The organism is Alicyclobacillus sp. SO9 (assembly GCF_016406125.1).
Classification (GTDB): Bacteria; Bacillota; Bacilli; order Alicyclobacillales; family Alicyclobacillaceae; genus SO9.
Map to the genome: position 1 here is coordinate 3923715 of NZ_CP066339.1, position 23746 is coordinate 3947460.

The following is a 23746-nucleotide window of genomic DNA, read 5'->3' on the forward strand; positions in this document are numbered from 1 at the left end:
TGCCCCACTCGAAAGCCGGCCCCTGCTGAGGCCGGCTTTCTGCTGTTTTCTGATATATGCCCAGTTCAAGTACCACTCATCAAATTAAATTGCCAATGCCTCTAGTTTTCGACAACAATGGCTTGCATCTGAGCCTGAACACTCAGTTCAGCAGCCTTTAACGTATGTTCCTGAGACATTGCTCTGTCCGTACGGTGCAGACAGTCGAGAATTAAATCACCAAAGTAAGGATACCCCACCTTCCCCTTCACAGGTATGTGGTATTCTCCCTCGTCGTTTGCGAGATAGACGTGATCGCCGTCAGGGTCTCTCCCGATATCAATATATTTTCGTAACTCTATGTAGCCTTTCGTGCCCAGGATAAACGTACGGCCGTCCCCCCAAGTGCCGAGTCCGTCGGGAGTGAACCAGTCCACTCGAAAATAATTGGTTGCTCCGTTGTCGGCCACAAGAGTCGCATCTCCAAAGTCTTCAAAATTGGCATACTGCTTGTGGTTGTAGTTCGCAATTTTGCTAGAAATCACTTCAGCATCACTTGCACCGCTGAAGTATAGAAATTGTTCAATTTGATGACTTCCAATATCGCACAAGATTCCGCCGTAACGTTCCCGCTCAAAGAACCACTTCGGTCTGCTCGGCGCATTCATCCGGTGCGGACCGGTTCCAAGTACTTGTACGACCCGGCCAATGGCGTTGTCTTGAATCAATTGCCCTGCAAAGACAGCACTCTCCACATGGAGTCGTTCACTGTAATAGACATGATACTTGCGACTGCTGCGTGAAATTGCTTGTTTCACACGCTCCAACTGCGTTAGTGTTGTAAGGGGTGCCTTATCGACAAAATAGTCTTTTCCGTGTTCCATCACACGGATCCCGAGTTCCGCCCGATTGCACGGAATGCAGGCACTTGCCACCAACTGCACATCAGGGTCTTCAAGGACTTGAGATTCGGATAAGGCTGCCCTTGCCTCTGGATACCGCCGTACAAAGTCTGCTACTTTTTGCTTATCGTCATCGTAGACCCATTTGATTTGAGCGCCGGCCTCCAACAAGCCATTGGTCATACCGTAGATGTGGCCGTGATGAAGCCCAACAACGGCCATAACAAACTCTCCCTTTTGACAGACTGGTTTGGGTCTGCCTTGCGGTGCATAGTTCATGCCGTCATTCTTTCCCATCAACAAAACTCCTTTGCGCAACGGTAGAGCTTGCAACCGGCTGTCTGCACATCATCTCATTACGAGCAAAGCTCTACGCATCTATAACTGAAGACTCTGCCTAATAGTTCCCCTTCGTGGTAATTTCATTGGCTTCAAAGTCTTTCACTGAGGCAGACTTTTCATAGAAATGAGGAACACTCTCCAGCAGCCCGCGTTTCGTGTAAAAGGGGTCGTCTGAGTCCAGCGGTAAATCTACCCGTATCCCTCTGGAAGCTGAGGCGTAAATCGCTGTAATAAGTTCCAATGTTCTTCGACCTTCCTCACCCGTCACCAATAACTCACTTTGTCCGGCAATAGCTGAAAGAACATTCTCAATTTGCCCTGTGTGCCCTTCGTAAGAAACCTCATCCTGGCTGTCGTAAGCCTCCTGTATCTCCGATTCCAATTGTGCATCTCGTTGTGGAAAGCCGTTCTCCTTTGCAATTGACCCGTACAAGTCCCAAGGTGCCGATAGTTTTCCCCGTTCGCACTGAAATACCAATTGCTGTTCCTGTCCGTGGTGAACAACTGAACTAGTAATCTGTCCCAAGGCGCCGGACTCAAAGCGTAAGAGCGCCATCGAAATATCTTCGACTTCAGCATTTTGATGTGCAACATTGCTCATCATGGCATGGACCTCTGTTGGAAGTCCCATCATCCATTGCAAAGCATCAATGTGGTGAACTGCGTGGTTAAGAGTACATCCCCCGCCTTCGCTTTCCCAAGTCCCCCGCCACCACAAGTCATAATAACTCAGACCGCGCCACCAGTATGAATTTATCTGAGCATGAAGAACTCTCCCTGCTGCTTGCTCATCCAAGAGCTTCTTTAGCTTCATCCAGGAAGACTGGAATCGATTTTGAGCCACAACTGATAAAAGTCTGCCGTTCTCCTGTGCCGCTGCAATCATCTTATCGCAATCCTCAAGGGATGCTGCCATCGGCTTCTCAACCAACACGTGCTTACCCGCCTCGAGACAAGCAATCGCAATTTCTGCATGTGTCGAGGGCGGTGTACAAATGGAAACTAAATCGATGGATCGGTCTTCAATTATCGTCTTGTAGTCATCTGACGCCATTGCATCCAGTTGATTTTCAGAGATGGATTTTTCAGCCTTTGCCAAGTCAATATCCGCAACCCTCTTAATTGTGCACTCCTGCGCAAAGGTAAGGTATGCTTGGAGATGCCGAGAGGAAATTGCCCCTGTGCCAATTACGGCAACGTTAATCACAATGCATTCCTCCATGTTCATCATTGATTAGCCTTTAAGACCCTGAGTAGTGATACCTTCGACAAGATACCGCTGGAAGAAGACAAAGATAAGAAAGACAGGAATCACTGACACGATGGACATCGCAAACAAATCGCCCCATTGTGAATTCCCTAGATTATCGAGAAACATATTTAAACCAATGGGCACTGTAAACATGTGAGGGTTGCTGAGATAAATCATTTGCCCAAAGAAGTCGTTCCATGTCCAATAAAATGCAAAGATAGATATGGTGATTAAAGCCGGCCGGGTAAGCGGCAGAATGACAGACACAAACAAGCGAAATGTGCCGCAGCCGTCAATGGTAGCCGCCTCATCCAAATCCTTTGGTATACCCCTGATAAATTGAACCATTAGATAGATAAAAAATGCATTTACACCAAGGAAACTTGGCAGCGTTAATGGGATAAATGTGTTAATCAGACTCAACTTGTGGAAAATAATGTACTGTGGAATCAGCAATACCTGAATTGGCAGCATGAGAGTACCCAACATGAAACCAAACAGAAATCGTCGTAGTGTAAAATCCAATCTCGCAAAGGCAAAACCAGTGAGTGCCGAGCTAAACAGGGAGCCAATCACAACGATAAGCGAAATTTCAAATGAGTGGAGAAACATCGGGCCGAAATTCATACCTGCTTTACCTGTTAATCCATCAATGTAGTGTGCGAAGGTCCACGTGGCGGGCCACAGACTGGAATTTGAAAAGATTTGACTGTCAGGTTTAAAGGAAGCAAAAAACATCCACAAAATCGGATAAATCATCAGAAAAGAAACAATGATTAGCACAACATGACGGAGTATTAACCGCACTCGAGCATTAGCAGTTCTCATGACGCACCACCCTACACATCGTAGTTCACCCATAGTTTAGATGTCCAAAAAAGGACTCCTGCACAGAGTGCAATGATGAGAAGCAAGACAATCGACAGTGTTGCAGCGTAGCCCATGTGGAAGAACTGGAACCCTTGCTGGTACAAGTACAACACATAAAACAGTGTGGAGTTTAGAGGACCTCCGTCCGTAATGACAAAGACTTGCGTGAAGACCATAAATGACGATATGGTTCCCATCAGTAGATTGAAGAAAGTAATCGGAGATAACATCGGCAGCGTGACACGAAAGAACCGCTGAATCGTATTTGCCCCGTCAATGGTGGCAGCTTCATAAAGATATCCTGGAATTTGCTTTATTCCAGCAAGAAAGATTACCATTTCGGACCCAAACTGCCAGACATTTAAGAGAACCAGCACAATGATGGCTGTAGCTGGATTTCCAAGCCAAATCGGTCCATGAATTCCAAAGAGATGAAGAAAAGAATTAATTGGACCATTTTGACCAAACAGTTTCCTCCATCCTATAGATGCTCCAACGCTGCCGGCAATCATGGATGGGAGATAGATTAATGCTCTGTAAATTCCCATACCTCGAATCGGTTTGCTCACCAGTTGTGCCACCAGCAACGCTGCAACAAGCCGGACGGGAACGGATGCTATGACGTAAATAAATGTCACGCGAATCGCAATCCAAAAGTCCGAGTCCGTCAACAGTCTGTGGAAATTCGCCGCACCGGCAAACTTGGGCGAACTGAGAAGATTGTAATTTGTAAATGCTAAATAGAATGTAAACAGCATGGAACCTGCCGTGAGAAACAGCATGCCAAACAGCCACGGGGACATAAAAACATAGGCTGGCCCATTTTGCTTTTTTTGCACTTTTAACCCTGGCCGTTTTACAGCATCTGTCTTTGCCACGTTCTGGGACAAGCCCATTTCAGAACCTCCTAAAAGGTGAGGAGCCTGCCAGTGCTTCACACAGGCTCCTCGCCAGTGCACTAGCTAGCGGGGTCGATTCGCTTCGACTATTTCTGAGACAACGTTTGATTTGCTTGTTTGATAAATTCTTTCGCACCCTGAGCAGGTGTTAGTTGCCCAAACATCACCTTTTGTGCAATCGGCTTAAGGACTTTTGTGCTGATTGGCCCTGCATTCGGAGGATCAATCGGCAAAGGAGTCGAGATTTTCTCCACTTGTGCCATGAACTTGTCCTGAACTTTCGTTACTCCGCCAAGACTCGCTGCATCGGCCGATCTGTTCTTGTTATTCGCTGTTACCCCGCGGTTGTTCCCAAAGGTCTTCGAGACTTGCGGGTTGTTTTCAAGGAAATTAACTAGTTTCATTGCAGCGGCGGGGTGCTTAGACTTTGATGAAATTGTCCAGTACATAGCAGGATGGAGAATATACGGTTTACTTGACTGGTTCCAATCCGGGAACAAAACTCTCTGAATGGGTTTACCAAGTAGTTTTTGATAAGTAGGACCTTCGCCGATAGGCATATAGGTAAATGCCGCTTTTTTCTTCACAAATGGACTGTCCTGAAGCTTTGAGTGGGTATAAGAGGAACTCTTTTGCGCTGATGGTACCCCGCCCTTTTTCTCGAGATTCAACCAGTACTGAAACCAGTTCGTCAGAGTCTGCTGACTCATCCCAATTTTCCCGTTTTTAAACTCCCGCTCACCGTGAGAAGTTGCCCAATAGGCGAGTTCTGCTCCCTGCCACACGTTGTTGGTAGACCCATATACGTTAGGAAGTTTGTTGTGAACCTGAATGAGAATATTGGCAAACTGATTCCAAGTATAATTCTTAGTCGGGTCGAAACTGATTCCTGCTTTTTTCAGCAGGGCAGGGTTGTAAATGTTGCAGAATGTATTAATAGCTACCGGGACCGCATACAGTTTCCCATTCACTTTACCTAGGTCTGCAACACTTTTACTGAGACCTGAAGTATCAATAGAAGTGCTAGTGAGATTCTTGAGAGACCCCTGGGAGATGTATTGACCTAAATAAGACGCATCCATCTGCATCACGTCAGGTAAATTTCCTCCCGCCGCTTCTGTAGCTAGTTTTTGCCAGTAGCCGCTCCATGATGCATAGGTCATAGTGACATGAATATTGGGATACTTCTTTTCAAAGAGTTGAACCGCTTTCTTCGTCATTTTCGTTCTTGTAGGCGTCGTCCACCAGGTAAAAGTAATATTCTCCGTTTTGCCGGAAGACCCAGATGTACCGTTCGTTCCTGAATTGCTGGTTCCGCAACCAGTCACCGTTACTGCCGCGGCCAAGCCCACACCGGCAATGGATAAAAGCGCTTTCTTGTTACGATTCATTGTACTGCCCCCTTTAATGAATGTGCTTGCATTGTCTTCAAACACCTAATTTACATACTAGCATACTACTATATAACCATGGTGTAAACAGTCCAAGTCAAGATGACTTTAAAGAGTTCCGTGCTATCACATTGTAAGAAAGACGGCGCTTCCTTCGCTCTTACTTCAGTCTGTGCCTAGCGGCGATATCCGCTCCGGGATTGGGCCAACATGCATGAGTGATATCATAGTTTTGCAAGAGCTTCCCACATTCCGTTGAGGTACGTTGCTCCAAGTGCCCTGTCGTACAAGCCATACCCCGGTCTGGAATGCTCGCCCCATATCATTCGACCGTGATCGGGGCGAATGTGTCCCTGAAAGTCAATGTCACGATAAGCCTTCATAATTTCAAATAAGTCCAGCGACCCAGCTGAGGACAAATGAGACGTCTCGTGAAATGATTTTTCCCCAACAAAGCTTAGATTGCGCACGTGGGCAAAGTGGATGCGTCCCATACCTCCAAAGTGTCGAATCATTCCCGGAATGTCATTGTCACGATTTGCTCCCAGGGACCCGCTGCAAAGTGTCACGCCGTTGTACTCGCTGTCAACGAGGTTTACAATTTTATCAATACTGTCCTGAGAAGTTACAATTCTAGGAAGTCCGAATAGCGACCACGGTGGATCATCTGGGTGGATAGCCATCCTGACATCTGCTTCTTCACAGACTGGAATGATTTTCTCGAGAAAGTACTTGAGATTGGCCAGGAGTTGCTCTTCACTGACAGCTCTGTATTTTTCAAACAGAGCTTGTAGTTCCTTCAGTCGATAAGGCTCCCAACCAGGTAACTCAAAACCGTTAGATGCTAATTCCATTTCGTGAACCAATTGGTCTGGGCTGAGATTTTTTAGCTCTTCGTGATTGTAGTAAAGCACTTCAGAACCATCCGGCAACTTCCACGCCAAGTCGCTCCGCAGCCAATCAAACACTGGCATAAAGTTGTAACAGACAACCTTTACGCCCGCTTTCCCTAGGTTCCGGATAGATTCCTGGTAGTTTCGAATGTACAGGTCTCTGTCAGGCAAACCCAACTTGATATCCTCATGTACATTAACACTCTCAACCACCTCGAATTCCAGGTCAGCACTGTTAATCGAGTGCTTCATAGACAGAATTTTATCCAACGTCCAGATTTCCCCCACTGGAACGTCGTACAATGCCCCCACAATTCCTGTCACTCCGGGAATTTGGCGAATCTCTTCGAGTTGAATGCTATCGTTAACTTCACCAAACCAACGAAACGTCATCTTCACTGATGTGTCATCTCCTGTCCCCATGTTCCAACTTTAGCAAATAACGTAAGCCACATAACCATCTCAAGTACCTCAATGAACAGACACACGGTCTCCTGCACGATGAATCCCGCTGCCGAGACGTCCTTTGATTCAGCATGCGGGATAGTCTGTAGAACATGTGACACCCATAACGGCTATTTTGTTATATACATATATACTTCCCACACTGAAGTAGGAACCACACCCGTTTCAACTGTCCAGACGCAAAGCGAGAGCCTAGTGCTCAGCAAAATACGAAGGATAAGCCTGCTTCATCACTTTCATGTCGTCGTTTAAGCGGCGCAGATGTTTCGTCAGGATTGCGACCATCTGAGACTCATCCTTTTCTTTCAAAGCGTCGATGAGTTGTTGATGCTCGTCGGTTAGAGACCCTGCATTTTTCAGTTCTTTTAGGGTCAGGGATCTCACTCGATTGAGATGGGACCGCATCTGCGTAACGATTGAAATGAGAGTGTTGTTTCCGGTTACCCCCATTAAAAATCTATGAAAGACCTCATCGAGGCGAAGGAACTCCTCGAAATCCCCCTCTTCTTCCACTTGCCTCTGCAACTCTAAATTCATTTCCAAATCCCTAAGAAGTCTCTTACAACGAGGCTCGTCACTGCTCCAGCTTCGGACAACTCCCCGAATGGACCCTACCTCCAAAAGCTCTCGAACATACCGCGTGTCTTCCACTTTTCGTTCAGATATAAGAGCAATTTTCATTCCGCGTTGAGGAAGAACTTCAATTAACTCTTCGACAAGAAGAATGCGTACCGCCTCACGAACCGGTGTTCTGCTCATCTCCAGCATGCCCGCCAACTCAGATTCATAAATTGTCTGTCCCGGTTTCAGACGCAGTGTTAAAATAGAATCTCGAATAGATTCGTAGGCTTGCTCTGACAGGGTCTTTTTGCCGCTTGTGAACATCGTACTCATTTGCATAAGGGCGTTTTCCTTTCGGTGTCAGATATGACCGATGGTTTGACTAGAGTAATAATTACATTGTACTGAATACTTGTATACACCGCAAGTCATTCAGATACGGCCCAAAATATTGAACGAGTTTCGACAAACACTGTGACAATATCCCTCTATTCCGCAATTTTCGTTATTAGCATTGCTTTTCCGTATTGAAGGGCTGTACTATAGAAGAGAAAATTTTACACATACGGATAAAGGCACCCTTGGAGGAAACTCCAAGATACGCAAAGCCACGGAGCTACGGTACATCTTGTGCTATGCCCGCCGGGTTACCCATGTTAGCCGCCAAGGCCGACCACGTCCTGAACATGGGTGTGGTTTTTTTTATGCCAACAAAGTATCCAGCGGATGAGAGGAGATATGAAACTAGCAGATAAAGGAATACAGTTGCATGGAGGACTCTCATGCAGGTGGTAACACACAATTCCACTGTGAGTTGTGGTAACAGCCCCATTGCATCCAAAATGGGAGTACAACACAGGGTTCGGAGGATGATCTCGTGCATCATCAGTTTATTGAAGCTGCTTTACGGTCCCCTTTCTATCAGAAAAAACTAAATGGAATTTCACTGGATACATGGGCAGATATTCCGTTCACGGAAAAACACGAGTTGCGAGATGCAGACTCCTTCTCACTCCTCGGAACTGCAGTAGCCGACATCGCATCCTATCACGAGACCAGCGGCACTACCGGAAAACCTACTTCCAGTTGGTATAGTTTCCGAGATGTAGAGAATGAAAGCAAGCTGGTCAGCGAATCACACTTAGCTCTTCGGCGGGGAGACCTCTTGCTAAATCGGTTAACCTTCACTGTTGCCGTAGCCTCATTCATTGGCTTATGGGCTACACAGTATACAAAATGCGGACACATCAGTTTAGCCAAGTCTGATGTATCGACACCTGTGAGAGTTCTTGACGTCATCAAGCGAACGCAACCAACTGTGTTAATGGAAATCCCTTTTCAATTGGAAATCCTCGCTGGCGTCAAACAACGACTAGGATTCCAAACTCCGACTTCACTCAGGGCACTCCTTGCAGCCGGTGAACTGGTTTCTCCATCTCGACGCAAGTGGTTGCAGTCCCTTTGGAAGGTCCCCGTTTACAATCTTTTTGGCAGTACAGAGACAGGCGGTTTGGTAACATCGTGTCACCAAGGGCATTTTCACTTGGATAATCCTACTGTCTTATTCGAAGTCGTCGATGACGACGGCCAACCGCTTGGCTTTGAACAGAGAGGGCAATTGGTTCTCTCGACGCTTAGACAAGGAATGCCGCTGCTTCGTTTCGCCACCCATGACATTGTTGAGTTAAAACCCGCTGAGATTTGTACCTGCGGAAACTCCCATCCGGTACTCATCCATTATGGGAGACAGGAAGATGTAACTCGTATCGGAGGTCACTCCTGGACCCTGTACGACCTGCAAGAAATTGTATACAACTTACCGCGCATTCCAATGGCGTGGAAATTCGTCCTCAACAAGGAGTCAGTAGCGTTCCTCTATCAGCCCTTCGTGGAATGTGAATCTCAGTCTGAACAAGATGTACTTAGCGCTGAACTTAGTGCAAAACTGCAAGTTCCAGTGGCAGTTTCCTGTACAGAAATTGTGCCTCAAGCATCCTTGCTGCAACAATCCAACACAACGAAGTTTAAGTATGTGTCCGAGGTAACGGATGAAGAGTTCGCAGACAAGGCAATTTAAGTCACCCACTTTGAGACAATGGAGCGAGAACATGTTGACTTCTGGTAAAATACACAAGACACGTACGGCTCTACGGACAATTCGCAAACAACTTGAGACAAACGAACCTTTCAAAGAGCTAGACCAGAATTTACCTTTAGCAGATGAAATCAATGCCCTGCTGGCAATCATGTTGACTGAGACAGGAGAAAATCAGTCGCGGGACGACTTGCCATTACAGACAGACCCTTTCATTAAAGGGGCTAGTTCATCACAGGCATCTCTGGAAAGACTAGCCTCAGGCATGCGCGGTTTGGCAGAAGCTGCAGACTCTCAAACGAATTTAGCCATGAAGAGTATTGCTGCCATCGAAGAAATTTCAACGGCTGTGCGGCAAGTGGCACTCAGTGCCTCGACAGCCACCAAGATGGCAACACAAGCATCACAGACGGCTGCAAGTGGTACGGCAGAAGTCGAGACTGTTATGACGAAAATGCACTCTATTAGAGAGACAGTCGAAGACATCACCAATCAAGCCACCAGTCTACGGATGCGCTCAGATGAGATTGGGCAAATCACAGAGGTCATTAAGAGTATTTCGTCTCAGACGAATTTGCTAAGCCTCAATGCGGCGATTGAAGCGGCCAGAGCCGGAGAACACGGAAAAGGCTTTGCCGTGGTCGCAGACGAGGTGAGAAAATTGGCCGATCAAGCCCAACAGTCCACGCAGCAAATTGGAGATGTTATCCAACGCATTCAACAGGACATTGAGAAGTCTATTCAGGCGACGCAGCAAGGATTGTCGGAGGTACAAGGCGGTATCCACAGCGTTGAACAGATGGGGAATTCATTTGACGCGATATCCACTTCGGTCCGCCATGTAACAACGCGGATTGAGGAGGTTTCTTCAGTGACGCAAGCAATTACGGCAGGATCTGAAGAAGCGTCTCATCTTGCTGACATTATGAAGCAAGGACAGGAACACGGCACAAAAACGATTCGGGACCTAGCTGACATGTCTGAACGCCAACTTTCAGAGTTTACAGACCTAAATCGTCTTGTCACACAAGCTGCTAACAGAGAAATCGCATGCAGATAATTGTTAGTAAGTTGCCTGTCTCATTACAGGGACAACTCTCTGTACCTTCTCGGGGAATGATGTGTGACCCGTTTAAAATTACGATTAAATGACCGCAAATTGTTGTAGCCGCAGTTCATGGCAATATCGGAAATGGACTGCTGGCTCGTTTTCAGCAGATAGCAAGCCTGTGAAATTCGATAGTTGATAATGTATTCAGTGAATGTCATGTTCGTCAGTTGGACAAACAGTTTTGACAAATACGCGTAATCATAGCGGAGGTGCTTTGCCACAGTTTTCAATGTGCAGTTATACATATAGTGTTTGTCTATAAAGAGCAAGGTTTTCTGTAATACCTTCGTTTTGGTTGAGTATTCAACCGGATGGAATGGGGTATGACGAACGAGAGAACTACAAATGTCATACAAAAAACTCTTCTGTTTATAAATCGAGTCTAATCCGTCAAAGTCTAGCGGTTGACTTAGATGAAGCACATTATTTTCTGGAACATACCCCTTATAATTCATAAAGAAATGGCCGATGAGTTCAGGAGAAAAAATGACGACTGTGATGTTGGAATGGCGAACTGTCCTGAATTCATGTAATTGGTTGCTAAAAATGAAAGCCAACTGATTGGCACAAAGGACATACTCCTTTTGGTCAATCGTGACGAATAACTCACCTTCGTTGACAATAATCAGTTCAAAGGCGCGATGAAAGTGAAGATGAAAACTTTCATTAACTAGCGTGAAGTAAACAAAGGAATCCCTTTCTCGCATTCCGTGATGCTCAAAAAAAACCAAAACCTTCCCTCCTGTAAAAACACTAATTTTGTCTTAAATTATACTACGTTTTGGATAGAATCTACTCTCATAAATTCCTATGATGAGGACAGACTGGCTGCAAAGGAGGACGTAAAATGGCTTTTGAATATCACGTGGCAAAAACTGGATCAGATCTGGGAGAGGGTACCGAACAAAATCCATTCTTAACAATAAATAAGGCTGCCTCAGTAGCTGTGGCTGGAGACACCGTGATTGTGCACGAAGGCGAATACCGTGAATGGGTCAAGCCAAAGAATCCTGGGCTGAGCCATACTAGAAGAATTACATATCAAGCAGCAGAACAAGAAAGCGTAGTTATTAAAGGTTCTGAACGCATTCAGAACTGGGAGCAAGTTGAAGGAAGCGTCTGGAGAGCGGTTATTCCAAACAAATTCTTCGGAGACTTTAACCCGTACGTTGAAGAAATATTTGGGGATTGGGTAGTCTACAATCCAGGCCGGCACCTAGGCGATGTCTATGTAAATGGAATGTCATTTTATGAGACCGAAACCCTCGAGCAGGTACAAAAACCCACCATAAAAACAGAACTACTGGACCATTGGACGAATCAGACTGTTCCAGTCCACCATCCGGAACAAACCAAGTATGTATGGTTCACTGAGGTGGATGAGGACAACACAACGATTTATGCTAATTTTCACGACTATGACCCGAACCAGGAACTTGTTGAAATCAATGTGCGAAAGGCTTGCTTCTATCCTGAGGAAATCGGTATCAATTACATCACAGTAAAAGGTTTCGAAATGGCTCAAGCAGCGACAGCTTGGGCGCCGCCGACTGCAGATCAACCAGGTCTGCTGGGACCTCATTGGAGTAAAGGATGGGTCATCGAAGACAACGTGATCCACGATGCCAAATGCAGCGCCGTTAGTATCGGGAAAGAAGCCAGCACAGGGAACAATTATCGTTCAAAGCGAAAAGACAAGCCCGGATACCAGTATCAGTTGGAATCCGTCTTTCAGGCCAGAAAGATTGGCTGGAGTAAGGAAAAGATAGGGTCACACGTCATCCGTAATAATACAATCTACGATTGCGGTCAAAACGGGATTGTAGGCCATCTCGGTTGTGTATTCAGCGAGATCTACAACAACCATATTTATAACATCGCATTAAAGCGAGAGTTTTATGGGCATGAGATTGCAGGTATCAAGTTGCACGCCGCTATCGACGTACAAATCCATCATAACCGCATTCACGATTGTTCACTAGGAACATGGCTAGATTGGCAGACACAGGGAACGAGAGTAAGTAAAAATCTTTATTATCGAAACAATCGGGACTTGTTTGTTGAAGTGAGCAGCGGTCCATACTTGGTGGACAATAACATTCTGACTGCAGACTATGCATTGGATAATCACGCTCAAGGCGGAGCATATGTGAACAACTTGATTCGTGGGAAGATGGTACATCGAAAAATGCTCGATCGCGCAACACCATATCATACACCCCACAGCACCGATGTAGCAGGATTTGCTGCGACCTATGGCGGTGACGATCGCTTTTATAACAACATCTTCATTGGCGGCGACGCACTAGACGACGTCGGCACCTCACACTACAACGGGTACACAGCTTCACTGGAAGAATACATCGAAACTGTTCACCAAGAACCTGGTGACCATAACCGATTCCATAACGTGGAGCAACCTGTATATATTAACCACAATGCGTACTTCAATGGGGCCGAACCATTTGAAAAAGAGAGAGCTAATTATGTGGAGAAGCAATTTAATCCGCAGATGGCGATTGTAGAAGAAGACACCGCAGTATACCTTGTCATTGATCTCCCGGCAACTTTCGATGAAATGCTCGGTGAAGTCCAAACGACCGAAACGTTACAACGTGTTCGAATTGTGGATGCGGACTTTGAAAATCCAGACGGAAGCGAAATCGCTGTCGACACCGACCTCTTGGACGAAAAAAGAGGAGCAACAAGCGCATTCGGCCCCGTTACTGCATTACAAAAAGGAAAAAACCGCGTGAAAATTTGGGGATAAGTTCAACTGTACACTGAAGGGGCTGTCCCAAGGTCACGTTCGTAGGAGTGACTGGGACAGCCCCTTGTCATTTGATTTCATGTCAGATTGTCATGGCGCCAAAGCCGCCGTCCACGCGAATCAATGCGCCAGTAACAAAACCAGACGCTGATTCAGATGCCAACCACACTGCAGCTCCCTGTAGCTCTGATGCTTCCCCGAAGCGCATCATGGGTGTGTGCCGGAGAATGTCCTCAGTACGCTCGGGTGTCAAAATCTTGCGGTTTTGCTCCGCTGGGAAAAACCCTGGAACAATCGCGTTCACACGAATTCTCTCTGAAGCAAATTCTCGGGCCAAGTATTGGGTGAGATTGTTAATGGCCGCTTTCGAAGCTGAATACGTAACCACTTTTGAGAGAGGCGGGTCTGATGATGCCGAAGAAATGTTAATGACACTGCCTCCGCGGCCGCGTTGTATCATGGCTGCACCGAAAACCTGGCATGCCAGCAAGACAGCTTTCAAATTCACATCCATAATATGGTCCCACTCTGTCTCGGTGATTTCAAAAAAGGGTGTTGTACTGTTGACGCCGGCACTATTCACCAGAATATCAGTTCCACCGCGCCAATCCACGATTTCTCGCTCTAACCTTATCAGTTCTTCCTTGTCCGTTGCCGAACTCAGAATAAAACTCTTGGCGTCGCCTCCTGTTTGTTCTATCCGGGCCTTAACAGCCTTCGCCTTCTCATTGTCTCGTCCCACAACAACGACAGATGCACCGTGTCCAGCTAATCCAACTGCAATAGCCGAACCAAGAGTGCTCGTACCACCAATCACAACAGCGTTTTTTTTAGTCAAGTCGAATAAATTCATGCAAGTCTCTCCATCCCTAATACTTAAATCTCATAACCCTAGCTCTCATAGTCCTAGCTCTCATAGATGACTCCCATCTAAAAACTCGCTCATCCACCTCCCGATTTCCGAGAAACCATTCAGCCATTTCATGTGTGTAGACTGCGAAAAAAGGAAATTAGTCTGTGGATGAGACATGGCATAGTTGTAGATGCGAGCCTCTTTCATTGTACCAACAAAGTGAGACATACCGCTCGTGTTGGCCCCAAGCACAATTGTCTTGGATACAGATGTCTTTGCAAGGGGGACTATCGCTGAAGCAACCCTGCGACCATTAACATACAGTGCGTCCTTACCGGCCGGCGTCCAAATAGCAGTAACATGGCGCCAATGCCCCGGCTTATAACTATGAGTGCTCTCTAGGGCTACTCTTGTGGTTCCATCTGTAAGCACAAAGTCAATCTTTCCTTGTTTCGTGTACTGAAGGGAAAAACCGGCGTTCCCATTAGTCCCAGCCATAATGGTCCCGCCCGATTTACTGGGCCTGACCCAACTGGTGATTGAACCTTGGTTACTATTCAGTACGCCGGCAGGCAAAGATACTGTAGTGCTTCCATTGAAAAGCTTATCACCGTGCAGAAAACCACCAAACTCGCTGTCCGTGAACTGACTGGGTACATTTTTTCCCAAATCGTTTTCGACAGTACTCTGATAAAACCAAAATCCGGGGTTCTTTTGATTGTCGATACTCACATTGTCCATTTGGACATCGGACACATTGGAGGCTTCAATGCCTTCTTGAGCATTTGTAATTTTGACGTTTTTGAAAATAAGGTGTTGAATGTTCATTTCTGTCAATCCACGGAAATACATCGCATGTTTATCGTCATTGTCGGTGATATCCTGGAACAGAATATTTTCGATGCGCGGTGTTCCCGCATCAATTTTTCCAGTATAGGCTTCTGGGGCCCCGTTAGACGAGTATCTCTCATCAATATGCACCGCTGCATCTTGAATGTTGTACATGCTGATGTGCTCGAAGACTAAGTCTGAAATGGTACCGCCGCGTCCACGGAGCGACTTCATACGAATGCCTTCCTTGGTACCATTAAAGACGTCATCCCGCGCCAAAATGTTGTGAACGCCCCCAGACATCTCACTCCCGATTGTCACGCCGCCGTGTCCGTTTTTCATGAGGTTGTTTCGAATGATAATCCCTGAAGCTGGAATTCCAATTTTACGTCCCTGTGCATCCTTACCAGACTTAATGGCAATGTCATCATCACCGACGTTAAACGTGTTGTTGATAATCTTCATCCCCGTTACGGAATCAGGGTCTACTCCGTCGGTGTTATCTGAAGTCGGCGGATTTTCGATATCCAAGTCTGCGAGAGTGACATTTTGTGAGTAAAGCGGATGAATGGTCCAGGATGGTGAATTTTGAACTGTAACACCTTGAATGAGTACGTTTTTGGAATGAGTAAATTCAATATCTCCGGGCCGGGCATAGGGAATTCCTTTGCTTAAATCGACCGAGCTTTGTGGTACCAGGTTCACGGCGGGATTCGTCGTAGGTTCTTTGTAATTTGGTGCCCCGTTCTTGCCCCTGGCCCACCAACTTCCATATGTCTTCCCGCTGTTGTCCGTGATAGCGGTCTCACCGTTTCCATCAATGGTCCCCTGGCCAGTGATGGTCACGTTTTTTACGTTTTTGCCGTACAGGAGGCTCTGGTACCTGTACATCTCTATTCCTTCCCATCTGCTCCAAACTGGCTTGTATTGGTCAATGTTACTGCTGCCAAGAAGTTTGGCCCCTTTGGCCAGATCTAAGGTCATGTCACTTTTGAGGGTCAAGGGCGCTGTCAGGTAAGTACCAGCAGGAATGTACACCGTACCTCCCGCAGGGACTGCATCTATAGCCTTCTGAAGAGCAGCCGTGTCGTCTGTCGTGCCATTTCCTGCAGTTCCAAAGGTTTGTACGTTCAATGTTACGCCCCTAGGTTTAGTAGAAACCACCAAAGACCTACTTGGACGTGACTTGTTACCCAACGTGTCTTTTGCAACTACAGTAAACGTATATTTATGATTGGGTTGCAAGCCCTGCACAGTAAAATTCGATTTACTAACTGTGCCAATTAATGAACCGTTCTGATAGACATCATAGGACACACCCGATTTGTAAACCGGATTCCAAATCAAATCAATGAGAGAGGAAGTCACAGCGTAGGTTTGGAGACTTGCCGGCATCTGCAAAGGCGCATTTGACCTATGGTTCGCAATACTTTGCTGTGTCGTTTGAGCAAAACCAGTTGCCGGAAAACCTGCCATAACGGTTAACCCGCTGCTAACTGCGAGAACGGAGACTACAGAGAAACGTCTCTTCCAGTGACTATTGCTTCCTTTCATGAACTGACTCCTCCAATCAATTTTTGTAGTTACTCGGTAATTCAGATAACAATTCGTAAGCGCATACATTGTATTTCGGGTTTCTTGACTCTGCACCATGCCTCCTCATCCAAGTCTGTGATGTATAGTGACTGATTATGATGACTAATTATCACAAACCATCATAACACCACATTATACTTTCGACCAAATGCGTCAATATATGACGCAGAATTTCAAGTCTCATTTCACCAAACATAAAAAAGACCACTTTAACAAGTGGTTTCACATGACATCGTGTTGAACTTCTGATTAGCAGCAGACCACGAAGAACATGGTATTCCATTGCCACTCCTAATCGACAAAGATAAATGTAGCACCCGTTGCCTCGATGTCGGATAACGTAGAACTCTGTTGAACTCGATTGGTAATAATGGCAGTGACATCACCTAAACCAGCATATGTCACCAATGCGGCCCGGCCAAGCTTACTTGAATCGGTCACACAATAGACTTTTTGACCGACAGCAATCATTTTGCGCTTCAGTTCAACTTCGGCCATAGAAGAAGTGGTCAGTCCCTTTTGTTTGCTGACTCCCCCGCTCCCCAGAAAAACGTAATCAACATTGTAACGCCCTATATCATCCTCGCATTCAGGTCCAACCAACGTGTAGCTCCCCTTTTGCAAGGTTCCTCCCAACATGATGAGATTGACTAAAGGAGACGATGACAGTTCCATAGCAATGCTTAATTCATTCGTAATAACGGTGACGTTCTTGTTCTGAAACTGCCGGGCGATTTCGAGTGTCGTCGAACCACTGTCCAATATGACGGAGCTTCCGGCCGGAACCATCGACGCTGCAGCTCTAGCCACTAACCGTTTTGCTTCGACTTGCTCCGTGGTTCTCTGGTGAATTGGGGGCACCGCATGGACAACGTTGTCAAGAACCGCTCCGCCATGGGTTCTGCGCAACAATCCGTCCATTTCAAGTTTGCGCAAATCCCGACGGATTGTTTCCTCTGACACTTGGAAAGAAGTCGTCAAGTCTCGAATTCGCACAGACTTTTGCTGTTTTAATAACTCCATTAATTTTTGTTGCCGAACTTCGCCTAACATATCGCCATCCCCAATCAGTGTCTACGCAACAATAGCATATACGACTCTCTCTAGTTATGTGTAATTGATACCTTGATGCTGCTGTGCAGCCATTCTGTAATTCTGAAAGCCGGTCGACAATTTTTCCAATTCTCGACTAAGTGACAGATAAAGTTCATAACCATCATCATACAATTGCGTCAGGTTTAAATCTGGATGATAAATCGCATTGGCTGGATTCAGGCGCTGTCCTTCTTCATACGAGGAGATCCATTGAAGTCGTTTAGCGGCCAATAGAAACGTTCCGAAAGAGGCTGCTTGTACGACCTTTGGAACCGCTATAAACCGCTTATAAATATCCGCCTTAATCTGATTCCAAGTCGAAATACGTGTGCCGCCGCCAATCAATCGAACTCGCTGGCTTGTGACCCCGAGTGCCTCATAATTATTTAGCGCATAGCGCAGTTCAAACCCAATCCCCTCTAAAATTGCACGACCAATATCTGCAGAAGTGTGCCCTAATGATAACCCTAGAAGAGAACCACGTAAATCCGGGTTCCACCTCGGTGCTCTGGCTCCCATAAAAAAAGGAAGCGCTATCACGCCGTTCGAGCCAGGAGGTGTTGCTTCGATAGATTGACTAAACTCTGGAATTGAAGTAGCTTCCAGTTGACCAATCCACCAATCAAACACAGCACCTGTTGTGGAGAGCCCTTGTTCAAGCAGCCAATAGTCTGGAACAACATGAACCGAGCAGGCAATACTGGAAGACAATTCAGCAATAGGACGAGAAACGGCACAAGCAATGTTACTGGTTGTGCCCGAGGATTCCATCATTTCATTGTCTTGAATTCCAGAACCCAGAACTTCGCACGCACGGTCTCCGCCCCCGAGGACAATTGGGATCCCGGTGTCAAGCCCCCATTCCTCGGCCACCGCCCTTTGCAGAGTTCCTGGTTCTACGGTTGACGGGTAAACCTCTGGAAGCATCTGCGCAGTAATGCCACAGGCATCCAGTAACTCTGTACGCCACTTTAATGTGCGAATATCAAATAATAGTGTTCTGGACGCCAACGAGTAATCCGTCGCGAGAATGCCAGACATTCGATAAAATAAATAGTCTTTGGCCTGCACAAACCATTTTGCTGATTTCATCACATCAGGACGTTCCCGTTGCAGCCATAACAATTTTCCTGCCGAATACGTAGCATTCGGAATAAGACCTGTCCATCGTTGCAGGTGTTCCCCAAATTCTCTCTGCAATTGGCGAACTTCTTCAACTCCTCTAGTATCCATCCATAAAATAGCAGGATGAATTGGACGAAGATTTGCATCAACTGGAACAATAGATTCTCGTTGCGAGGAGAGACTGATTGCCCGAACAGTCACGGCATCGAATGACTTCTTCAATTTCCCTACAACTTGTCGTACTGCGTATGTCGCAGCTTCCCACCAGTCATCTGAGTGTTGTTCTGCTCTCTGTCCGTCCGGTCTCCAAGTCGGATAACCGGCAGAGGATTGGCCCAGTACGGCTCCAACAGGGCTAAAAGCCATCACTTTACAAGAAGTTGTACCGAGATCGATTGTAAGAATACATTCTTTCATGCAAACGCCCCATCCTTGATCGCACCACGACTGCGCTGACCCTATCCCACTCATACAATTTGACAATTCTCTTGAAGTATAACAACATCCAGTAACTGAAGACAAAGGAAAGATTCGAACTTATCAATTATCTCTTTTGTCAATGATTCCCTAGTGTGTTGTAAAAGAGCCTCCAACACCGTGAGGTTATGGAGGCTGAAGCAGCAGTGTTGAAATAAGCGGGCCTACTTAAAAAACCCAAAATACTCTTTGGCGTTGTTATAACATACTCCTTGGACAAGACCGCCCAGAAGCTCTTTGTCATCAGGGGCTTCACCAAGTTCAACCCATTCTCCAATCATGCCGCAAAGCAACCGACGAAAGTATTCATGCCTTGTGTATGACAAAAAACTCCTTGAATCCGTCAGCATTCCGGGAAACCGGCTCAGCAGCCCGATATCTGCTAGAATACGCATTTGTTCGAGCATACCCGCCTTGGTGTCATTAAACCACCAAGCTGCTCCCAATTGCAATTTTCCCGGGATACCGCCGCCTTGAAAACTGCCCATCACAGCTGCCAGAACAGTGAAGTCCTTTGGATTCAACGAATACAAAATCGTCTTCGGCAGAGCATCCGCCCCTTCTAAAGCATTCAGCAACCCCGTCAGAGGAACGGCCAATTGTCCGTCGTAAATGGAATCATATCCAGTGTCCGGACCAATACGGTTCAATCCGCGAGTATTGTTGTTGCGATGTGCATGCATGTGATATTGCATGACCCAACCAAGACGTGAGTACTGTTTTCCCAAGAAAATAAGTGTAAAGGTCTTATACTTTTGTTCCTCTTCACAACTGACTGCATCACCCTGCAACCTTTTCTCGTAAATTCCAGCCGCTTCTTCAAAAGTCACGCTGGCGTAGGGGACTGTATCCAACGCGTGATCCGATACACGACAGCCAATTTCATGGAAAAATTCTGTTCGTTCTGTCAACGCATCAAGTAGTGCTTGATAGTTGACCATTTGCTTTCCGATGACATCCTCCAGTTTGTGAATCCAAGGCAGGAACGTGTCACGATTGATTTCGATAGCCTTATCCGGACGGAACGTGGGAACAACCTTTACAGGAAACGAGTCATCTGCTTTCAGTTTCATGTGATACTCCAGGCTGTCTGCTGGATCGTCTGTCGTACAAATGACCTGGACATTCGACTTCACAATCAAGTCACGTGCTCCAAAGCCCTCTCCCTGCAATTTTGTATTCGTCTCGTCCCAAATTTCCTGTGCCGTTTCTTCATTTAAAAGTGTATCAATCTCAAAGAAACGTTGGAGTTCCAAGTGTGACCAATGATACAGCGGATTACCCACCGTCATCGGAACCGTTTTTGCCCAAGCTACAAACTTGTCGTAGTCATTGGCGTCGCCTGTAATGAATTGTTCCTCAACACCGTTCGCCCGCATGAGGCGCCACTTGTAGTGATCTCCTCCAAGCCAGGCGTCCGTGATATTCTTGAAACGCTTATTCTCATAAATTTCTTGTGGGTTAAGGTGGCAGTGATAGTCAATAATCGGCATGTCTTTTGCGTAATTTTCGTACAGTTTTTTGCCCACTCTATTGTTCAGTAAGAAATCCGAGTCAAGAAATTTGCCCATACCATCGTTCCTCCTCACAGTGTAAAAATTTGTTTACCGAGCCGCCTTAGCCTCATGGACTTCACGCAAAGCAGTTCGCACTCGTGTTTGAATGGCAGCCCAGTCTTGCCGCGAAATTTCATCAGTCGTGGCCAATGAACTGCCCATACCAACAGCAATTGCACCGGCCTGAATAAAGTCGGCGGCGTTAGTCGCTGTGATGCCGCCAGTGGGAATAAATTGTTTCCCCTTAAAGGGCCCAAGCAGATCTTTCAAATAAGCTGGGCCAAGGGGGGCTGCTGGAAACAGTTTGAGCGTCTGTGCACCTGCATGAACTGCTTGAACAACCTCAGTTGGCGTGGCGATTCCAGGTGTCATGGGAACACCTAGCTCGTGTGCCGCAGCCAGCAAGTCCACGTCAAGGTGCGGGCTCAAAAGAAAGTCTGCTCCTGCGTCAACCGCCTGCGCTATGTCGTCTTTCGTCATTAAGGTTCCTGCGCCAACGACAACATCTGAGGCAAACCGGTCCCTTATCATCCGTATGGATTCATAAGCGCCTTCGGATTCGACCGTCAATTCAATGGCTCGAATCCCTGCCTCTACTAACGCCTCTGCCAGCGGCGCAATGACGGCTGGCGGGAGCTTACGAAAAATGGCAATGACCCCCGCTTCCTCAACACGTTGAGCAATGCTGTTTTCCTCGTTCACTGTCCGACACTCCAATCTTCTGAACTGTTTCAGCCCTCGCCATTCATTTTCATCCCATTGTGTTCAATATCTGCTTCCATCTGCAGTGCTCATTACAGGGTCACCCCATCCTTGAAAATAGCGATTTCACGGAATCCATTGACTTCACTGTGCGTCTGCGACTCTCCGGAGGCTACCGAAATGACTTTCCGGTACAGTGCGGCTGCCGTGTCATCGAAAGATGCCCCGTCCACCAGCTTGCCTGCATTAAAGTCAATCCAGTTTTTCTTCCGCTCTGCCAACTCCGTGTTCGTAGCAACCTTAAGGGTAGGAACAGCTGCTCCCATAGGGGTCCCGCGACCCGTCGTGAACAAAATCATGTGCGCCCCTGAAACGGTCAGGGCAGTGACTGAGACCATATCATTCCCCGGAGACTGGACCAGATTTAGACCAGGCTTGCTAGCCGTCTCACCATACTGCAAGACATCCATGACCACGGCCGTCCCGCCTTTTTGTGTACAGCCAAGGGACTTTTCCTCCAGCGTCGTAATACCTCCGTCTTTGTTTCCAGGTGATGGGTTTTCATAAATGGCCTGCCCATGACGGGTGTAATAGTCTTTGAAACCGTTAATCAAATCTACAACCTGCGTGAATACAGTTTCGTCCTGTGAACGATTCATTAAGATAGTCTCCGCGCCAAACATCTCTGGAACTTCCGTGAGCAGCGAAGTCCCGCCTCGGGCTGTAACGAAATCGGATACTTTTCCGACAAGAGGGTTAGCCGTGATTCCAGAGAATCCGTCGGAGCCCCCGCACTTGAGTCCGATCTTCAGTTTCGATACAGGCACCTCCTGACGTTTGAACGTCTTTGCGTAGTCAGCAAGTTCTGTGAGCAGTGCCATCCCTTCTTCAAATTCGTCAGACACCTGCTGCACTGCCATATAGCGCACTTTCCTCTCGGAAACTTCTGCCAACAGAGGTTTAAATACTTCGAGGCGATTATTCTCGCACCCCAAACCCAAAATCAATACACCTGCTGCATTCGGATGTCGAACAAGACCCGCCAACGCTTTCTGCGTATACGTCAAATCGTCACCGAGTTGTGAACACCCGTATGGATGGGCAAAGTGATAGACACCGTCAATTCCGTCAGTAACCAATTCCTTTTCTGCCATTCTTGCCAAGTTTTCTGCAGTTTTATTGATGCAGCCAACAGTGTTAATAATCCACAGCTCATTTCGAATACCAACCTCTCCGTTGTCGCGGATGTATCCTTGAAATGTCCTTGGTAAATCAGGAGAGACGACTGCAGTCTGTGGCTCCGACGGCTGATACGTGTAATTCACTTTACCGCGTAAGCTGGTTTTCATGTTATGCGTGTGAAGCCAACTACCCTGCGGCACAGCTTCAGTGGCATGCCCAATCGGATATCCGTATTTAATGATGCTCTCGCCAGTCTCAATGTCTCTCGATGAAATTTTATGCCCTCTCGCAATATCCTCGCGAACCGCAATGCTCCCGTTTGGACCTTCAATGATGTCCCCTGTTGAAAGATCCCTGATTGCAATTAGAACATTGTCTGCTTCGTGAATCCGCAACGATTTGACCGTTGACATGAATATCATCTCCCTCATTGGGCGTATTGCCGCGTAGTGACATTGACGACTCAAACTTTCATCTAAGCCTCTCATCTAAGCCTCTCATCTAAGCCTTTGCTTAAGCGGTCATGACAAGACTATTAATAACATGTTATTATAACATTAAGTCCATTGCAGACCACACAGGTATACTTTTGTGAATCAGCCAAGGACAGAACTTTTCTGTACTGTTCCTGCAATGATTAAAGTATACAAAAGTCTGCAATCTACCGATGGCACAAGAAAATTACTTCTAAGAAGAATTGTTATCCTGTCATCACGTTACCGATTTCAAACATAATCGTCAATGTTATAGTAACATTCAAACAAGTTTAATTTCTATAAGACGTGACCTGAAGGAGCGA

18 protein-coding genes and 1 riboswitch are annotated in these 23746 nt (G+C 46.6%); of the genes, 3 read left to right on the forward strand and 15 right to left on the reverse strand.

The window, feature by feature from the left end; translation table 11 throughout:
- Positions 1 to 101 precede the first annotated feature (101 nt).
- The 7 genes from GI364_RS18460 to GI364_RS18490 all read right to left on the reverse strand — a co-directional run bounded on the left by GI364_RS18460 (position 102) and on the right by GI364_RS18490 (position 7893).
- Complete coding sequence (locus tag GI364_RS18460) at positions 102 to 1178, reverse strand: Gfo/Idh/MocA family protein (protein WP_198850683.1); 1077 nt, start codon at positions 1176 to 1178, stop codon at positions 102 to 104.
- A gap of 100 nt (positions 1179 to 1278) precedes the next feature.
- Positions 1279 to 2430 carry a Gfo/Idh/MocA family protein gene (locus tag GI364_RS18465; protein WP_198850684.1) on the reverse strand — a complete coding sequence of 384 codons (1152 nt, stop codon included), beginning with the start codon at positions 2428 to 2430 and terminating at the stop codon, positions 1279 to 1281.
- 27 nt (positions 2431 to 2457) lie between these two features.
- Positions 2458 to 3303: a carbohydrate ABC transporter permease gene (locus GI364_RS18470; protein WP_198850685.1), complete on the reverse strand. Its 846-nt coding sequence runs from the start codon at positions 3301 to 3303 to the stop codon at positions 2458 to 2460.
- Between the two features lie 11 nt (positions 3304 to 3314).
- Positions 3315 to 4241, reverse strand: coding sequence for a carbohydrate ABC transporter permease (locus GI364_RS18475; protein ID WP_198850686.1), 927 nt, complete (start codon positions 4239 to 4241; stop codon positions 3315 to 3317).
- 89 nt (positions 4242 to 4330) lie between these two features.
- The gene (locus GI364_RS18480; protein ID WP_198850687.1) at positions 4331 to 5635 is read right to left on the reverse strand and encodes an ABC transporter substrate-binding protein; all 1305 of its coding nucleotides are present in this window, start codon (positions 5633 to 5635) and stop codon (positions 4331 to 4333) included.
- 224 nt (positions 5636 to 5859) lie between these two features.
- Positions 5860 to 6927 (reverse strand): mannonate dehydratase, encoded by a 1068-nt coding sequence (gene uxuA, locus GI364_RS18485; RefSeq protein ID WP_198850688.1) that lies wholly within the window; start codon positions 6925 to 6927, stop codon positions 5860 to 5862.
- Between the two features lie 258 nt (positions 6928 to 7185).
- Positions 7186 to 7893: a GntR family transcriptional regulator gene (locus GI364_RS18490; protein ID WP_198850689.1), complete on the reverse strand. Its 708-nt coding sequence runs from the start codon at positions 7891 to 7893 to the stop codon at positions 7186 to 7188.
- A 225-nt stretch (positions 7894 to 8118) separates the two neighbouring features.
- A riboswitch (cyclic di-GMP riboswitch) is annotated at positions 8119 to 8209 on the forward strand.
- Positions 8210 to 8431: 222 nt separating this feature from the next.
- On the opposite strand from GI364_RS18490, the gene GI364_RS18495 reads away from it, so the two are divergent.
- Both GI364_RS18495 and GI364_RS18500 read left to right on the forward strand, forming a co-directional pair.
- Positions 8432 to 9631, forward strand: a complete 1200-nt coding sequence (locus GI364_RS18495; protein ID WP_198850690.1) for a phenylacetate--CoA ligase family protein — start codon at positions 8432 to 8434, stop codon at positions 9629 to 9631.
- A gap of 31 nt (positions 9632 to 9662) precedes the next feature.
- Positions 9663 to 10709: a methyl-accepting chemotaxis protein gene (locus GI364_RS18500; protein WP_198850691.1), complete on the forward strand. Its 1047-nt coding sequence runs from the start codon at positions 9663 to 9665 to the stop codon at positions 10707 to 10709.
- 23 nt (positions 10710 to 10732) lie between these two features.
- Here the strand turns inward: GI364_RS18500 and GI364_RS18505 are convergent, their stop codons facing one another.
- Positions 10733 to 11491 carry a helix-turn-helix transcriptional regulator gene (locus GI364_RS18505; protein ID WP_198850692.1) on the reverse strand — a complete coding sequence of 253 codons (759 nt, stop codon included), beginning with the start codon at positions 11489 to 11491 and terminating at the stop codon, positions 10733 to 10735.
- Between the two features lie 116 nt (positions 11492 to 11607).
- Between GI364_RS18505 and GI364_RS18510 the strand changes: the two genes are divergently transcribed.
- On the forward strand, positions 11608 to 13530 hold the full coding sequence (locus tag GI364_RS18510) for a right-handed parallel beta-helix repeat-containing protein (protein WP_198850693.1): 1923 nt from the start codon (positions 11608 to 11610) through the stop codon (positions 13528 to 13530).
- 82 nt (positions 13531 to 13612) lie between these two features.
- Here the strand turns inward: GI364_RS18510 and GI364_RS18515 are convergent, their stop codons facing one another.
- From GI364_RS18515 to GI364_RS18545, 7 genes are all read right to left on the reverse strand, one after another.
- Positions 13613 to 14383, reverse strand: a complete 771-nt coding sequence (locus GI364_RS18515) for an SDR family oxidoreductase (protein WP_198850694.1) — start codon at positions 14381 to 14383, stop codon at positions 13613 to 13615.
- Between the two features lie 60 nt (positions 14384 to 14443).
- On the reverse strand, positions 14444 to 16768 hold the full coding sequence (locus tag GI364_RS18520; RefSeq protein WP_198850695.1) for a glycosyl hydrolase family 28 protein: 2325 nt from the start codon (positions 16766 to 16768) through the stop codon (positions 14444 to 14446).
- A 333-nt stretch (positions 16769 to 17101) separates the two neighbouring features.
- A complete protein-coding gene (locus GI364_RS18525) occupies positions 17102 to 17863 on the reverse strand; it encodes a DeoR/GlpR family DNA-binding transcription regulator (protein ID WP_198850696.1) in 762 nt (253 codons plus the stop codon).
- A gap of 54 nt (positions 17864 to 17917) precedes the next feature.
- Complete coding sequence (locus GI364_RS18530; RefSeq protein WP_198850697.1) at positions 17918 to 19447, reverse strand: xylulokinase; 1530 nt, start codon at positions 19445 to 19447, stop codon at positions 17918 to 17920.
- Between the two features lie 224 nt (positions 19448 to 19671).
- Positions 19672 to 21078: a glucuronate isomerase gene (gene uxaC / locus GI364_RS18535; RefSeq protein ID WP_198850698.1), complete on the reverse strand. Its 1407-nt coding sequence runs from the start codon at positions 21076 to 21078 to the stop codon at positions 19672 to 19674.
- 33 nt (positions 21079 to 21111) lie between these two features.
- Positions 21112 to 21765: a bifunctional 4-hydroxy-2-oxoglutarate aldolase/2-dehydro-3-deoxy-phosphogluconate aldolase gene (locus GI364_RS18540; RefSeq protein WP_198850699.1), complete on the reverse strand. Its 654-nt coding sequence runs from the start codon at positions 21763 to 21765 to the stop codon at positions 21112 to 21114.
- Positions 21766 to 21857: 92 nt separating this feature from the next.
- A complete protein-coding gene (locus GI364_RS18545) occupies positions 21858 to 23360 on the reverse strand; it encodes a UxaA family hydrolase (protein ID WP_198850700.1) in 1503 nt (500 codons plus the stop codon).
- Positions 23361 to 23746: the final 386 nt, after the last annotated feature.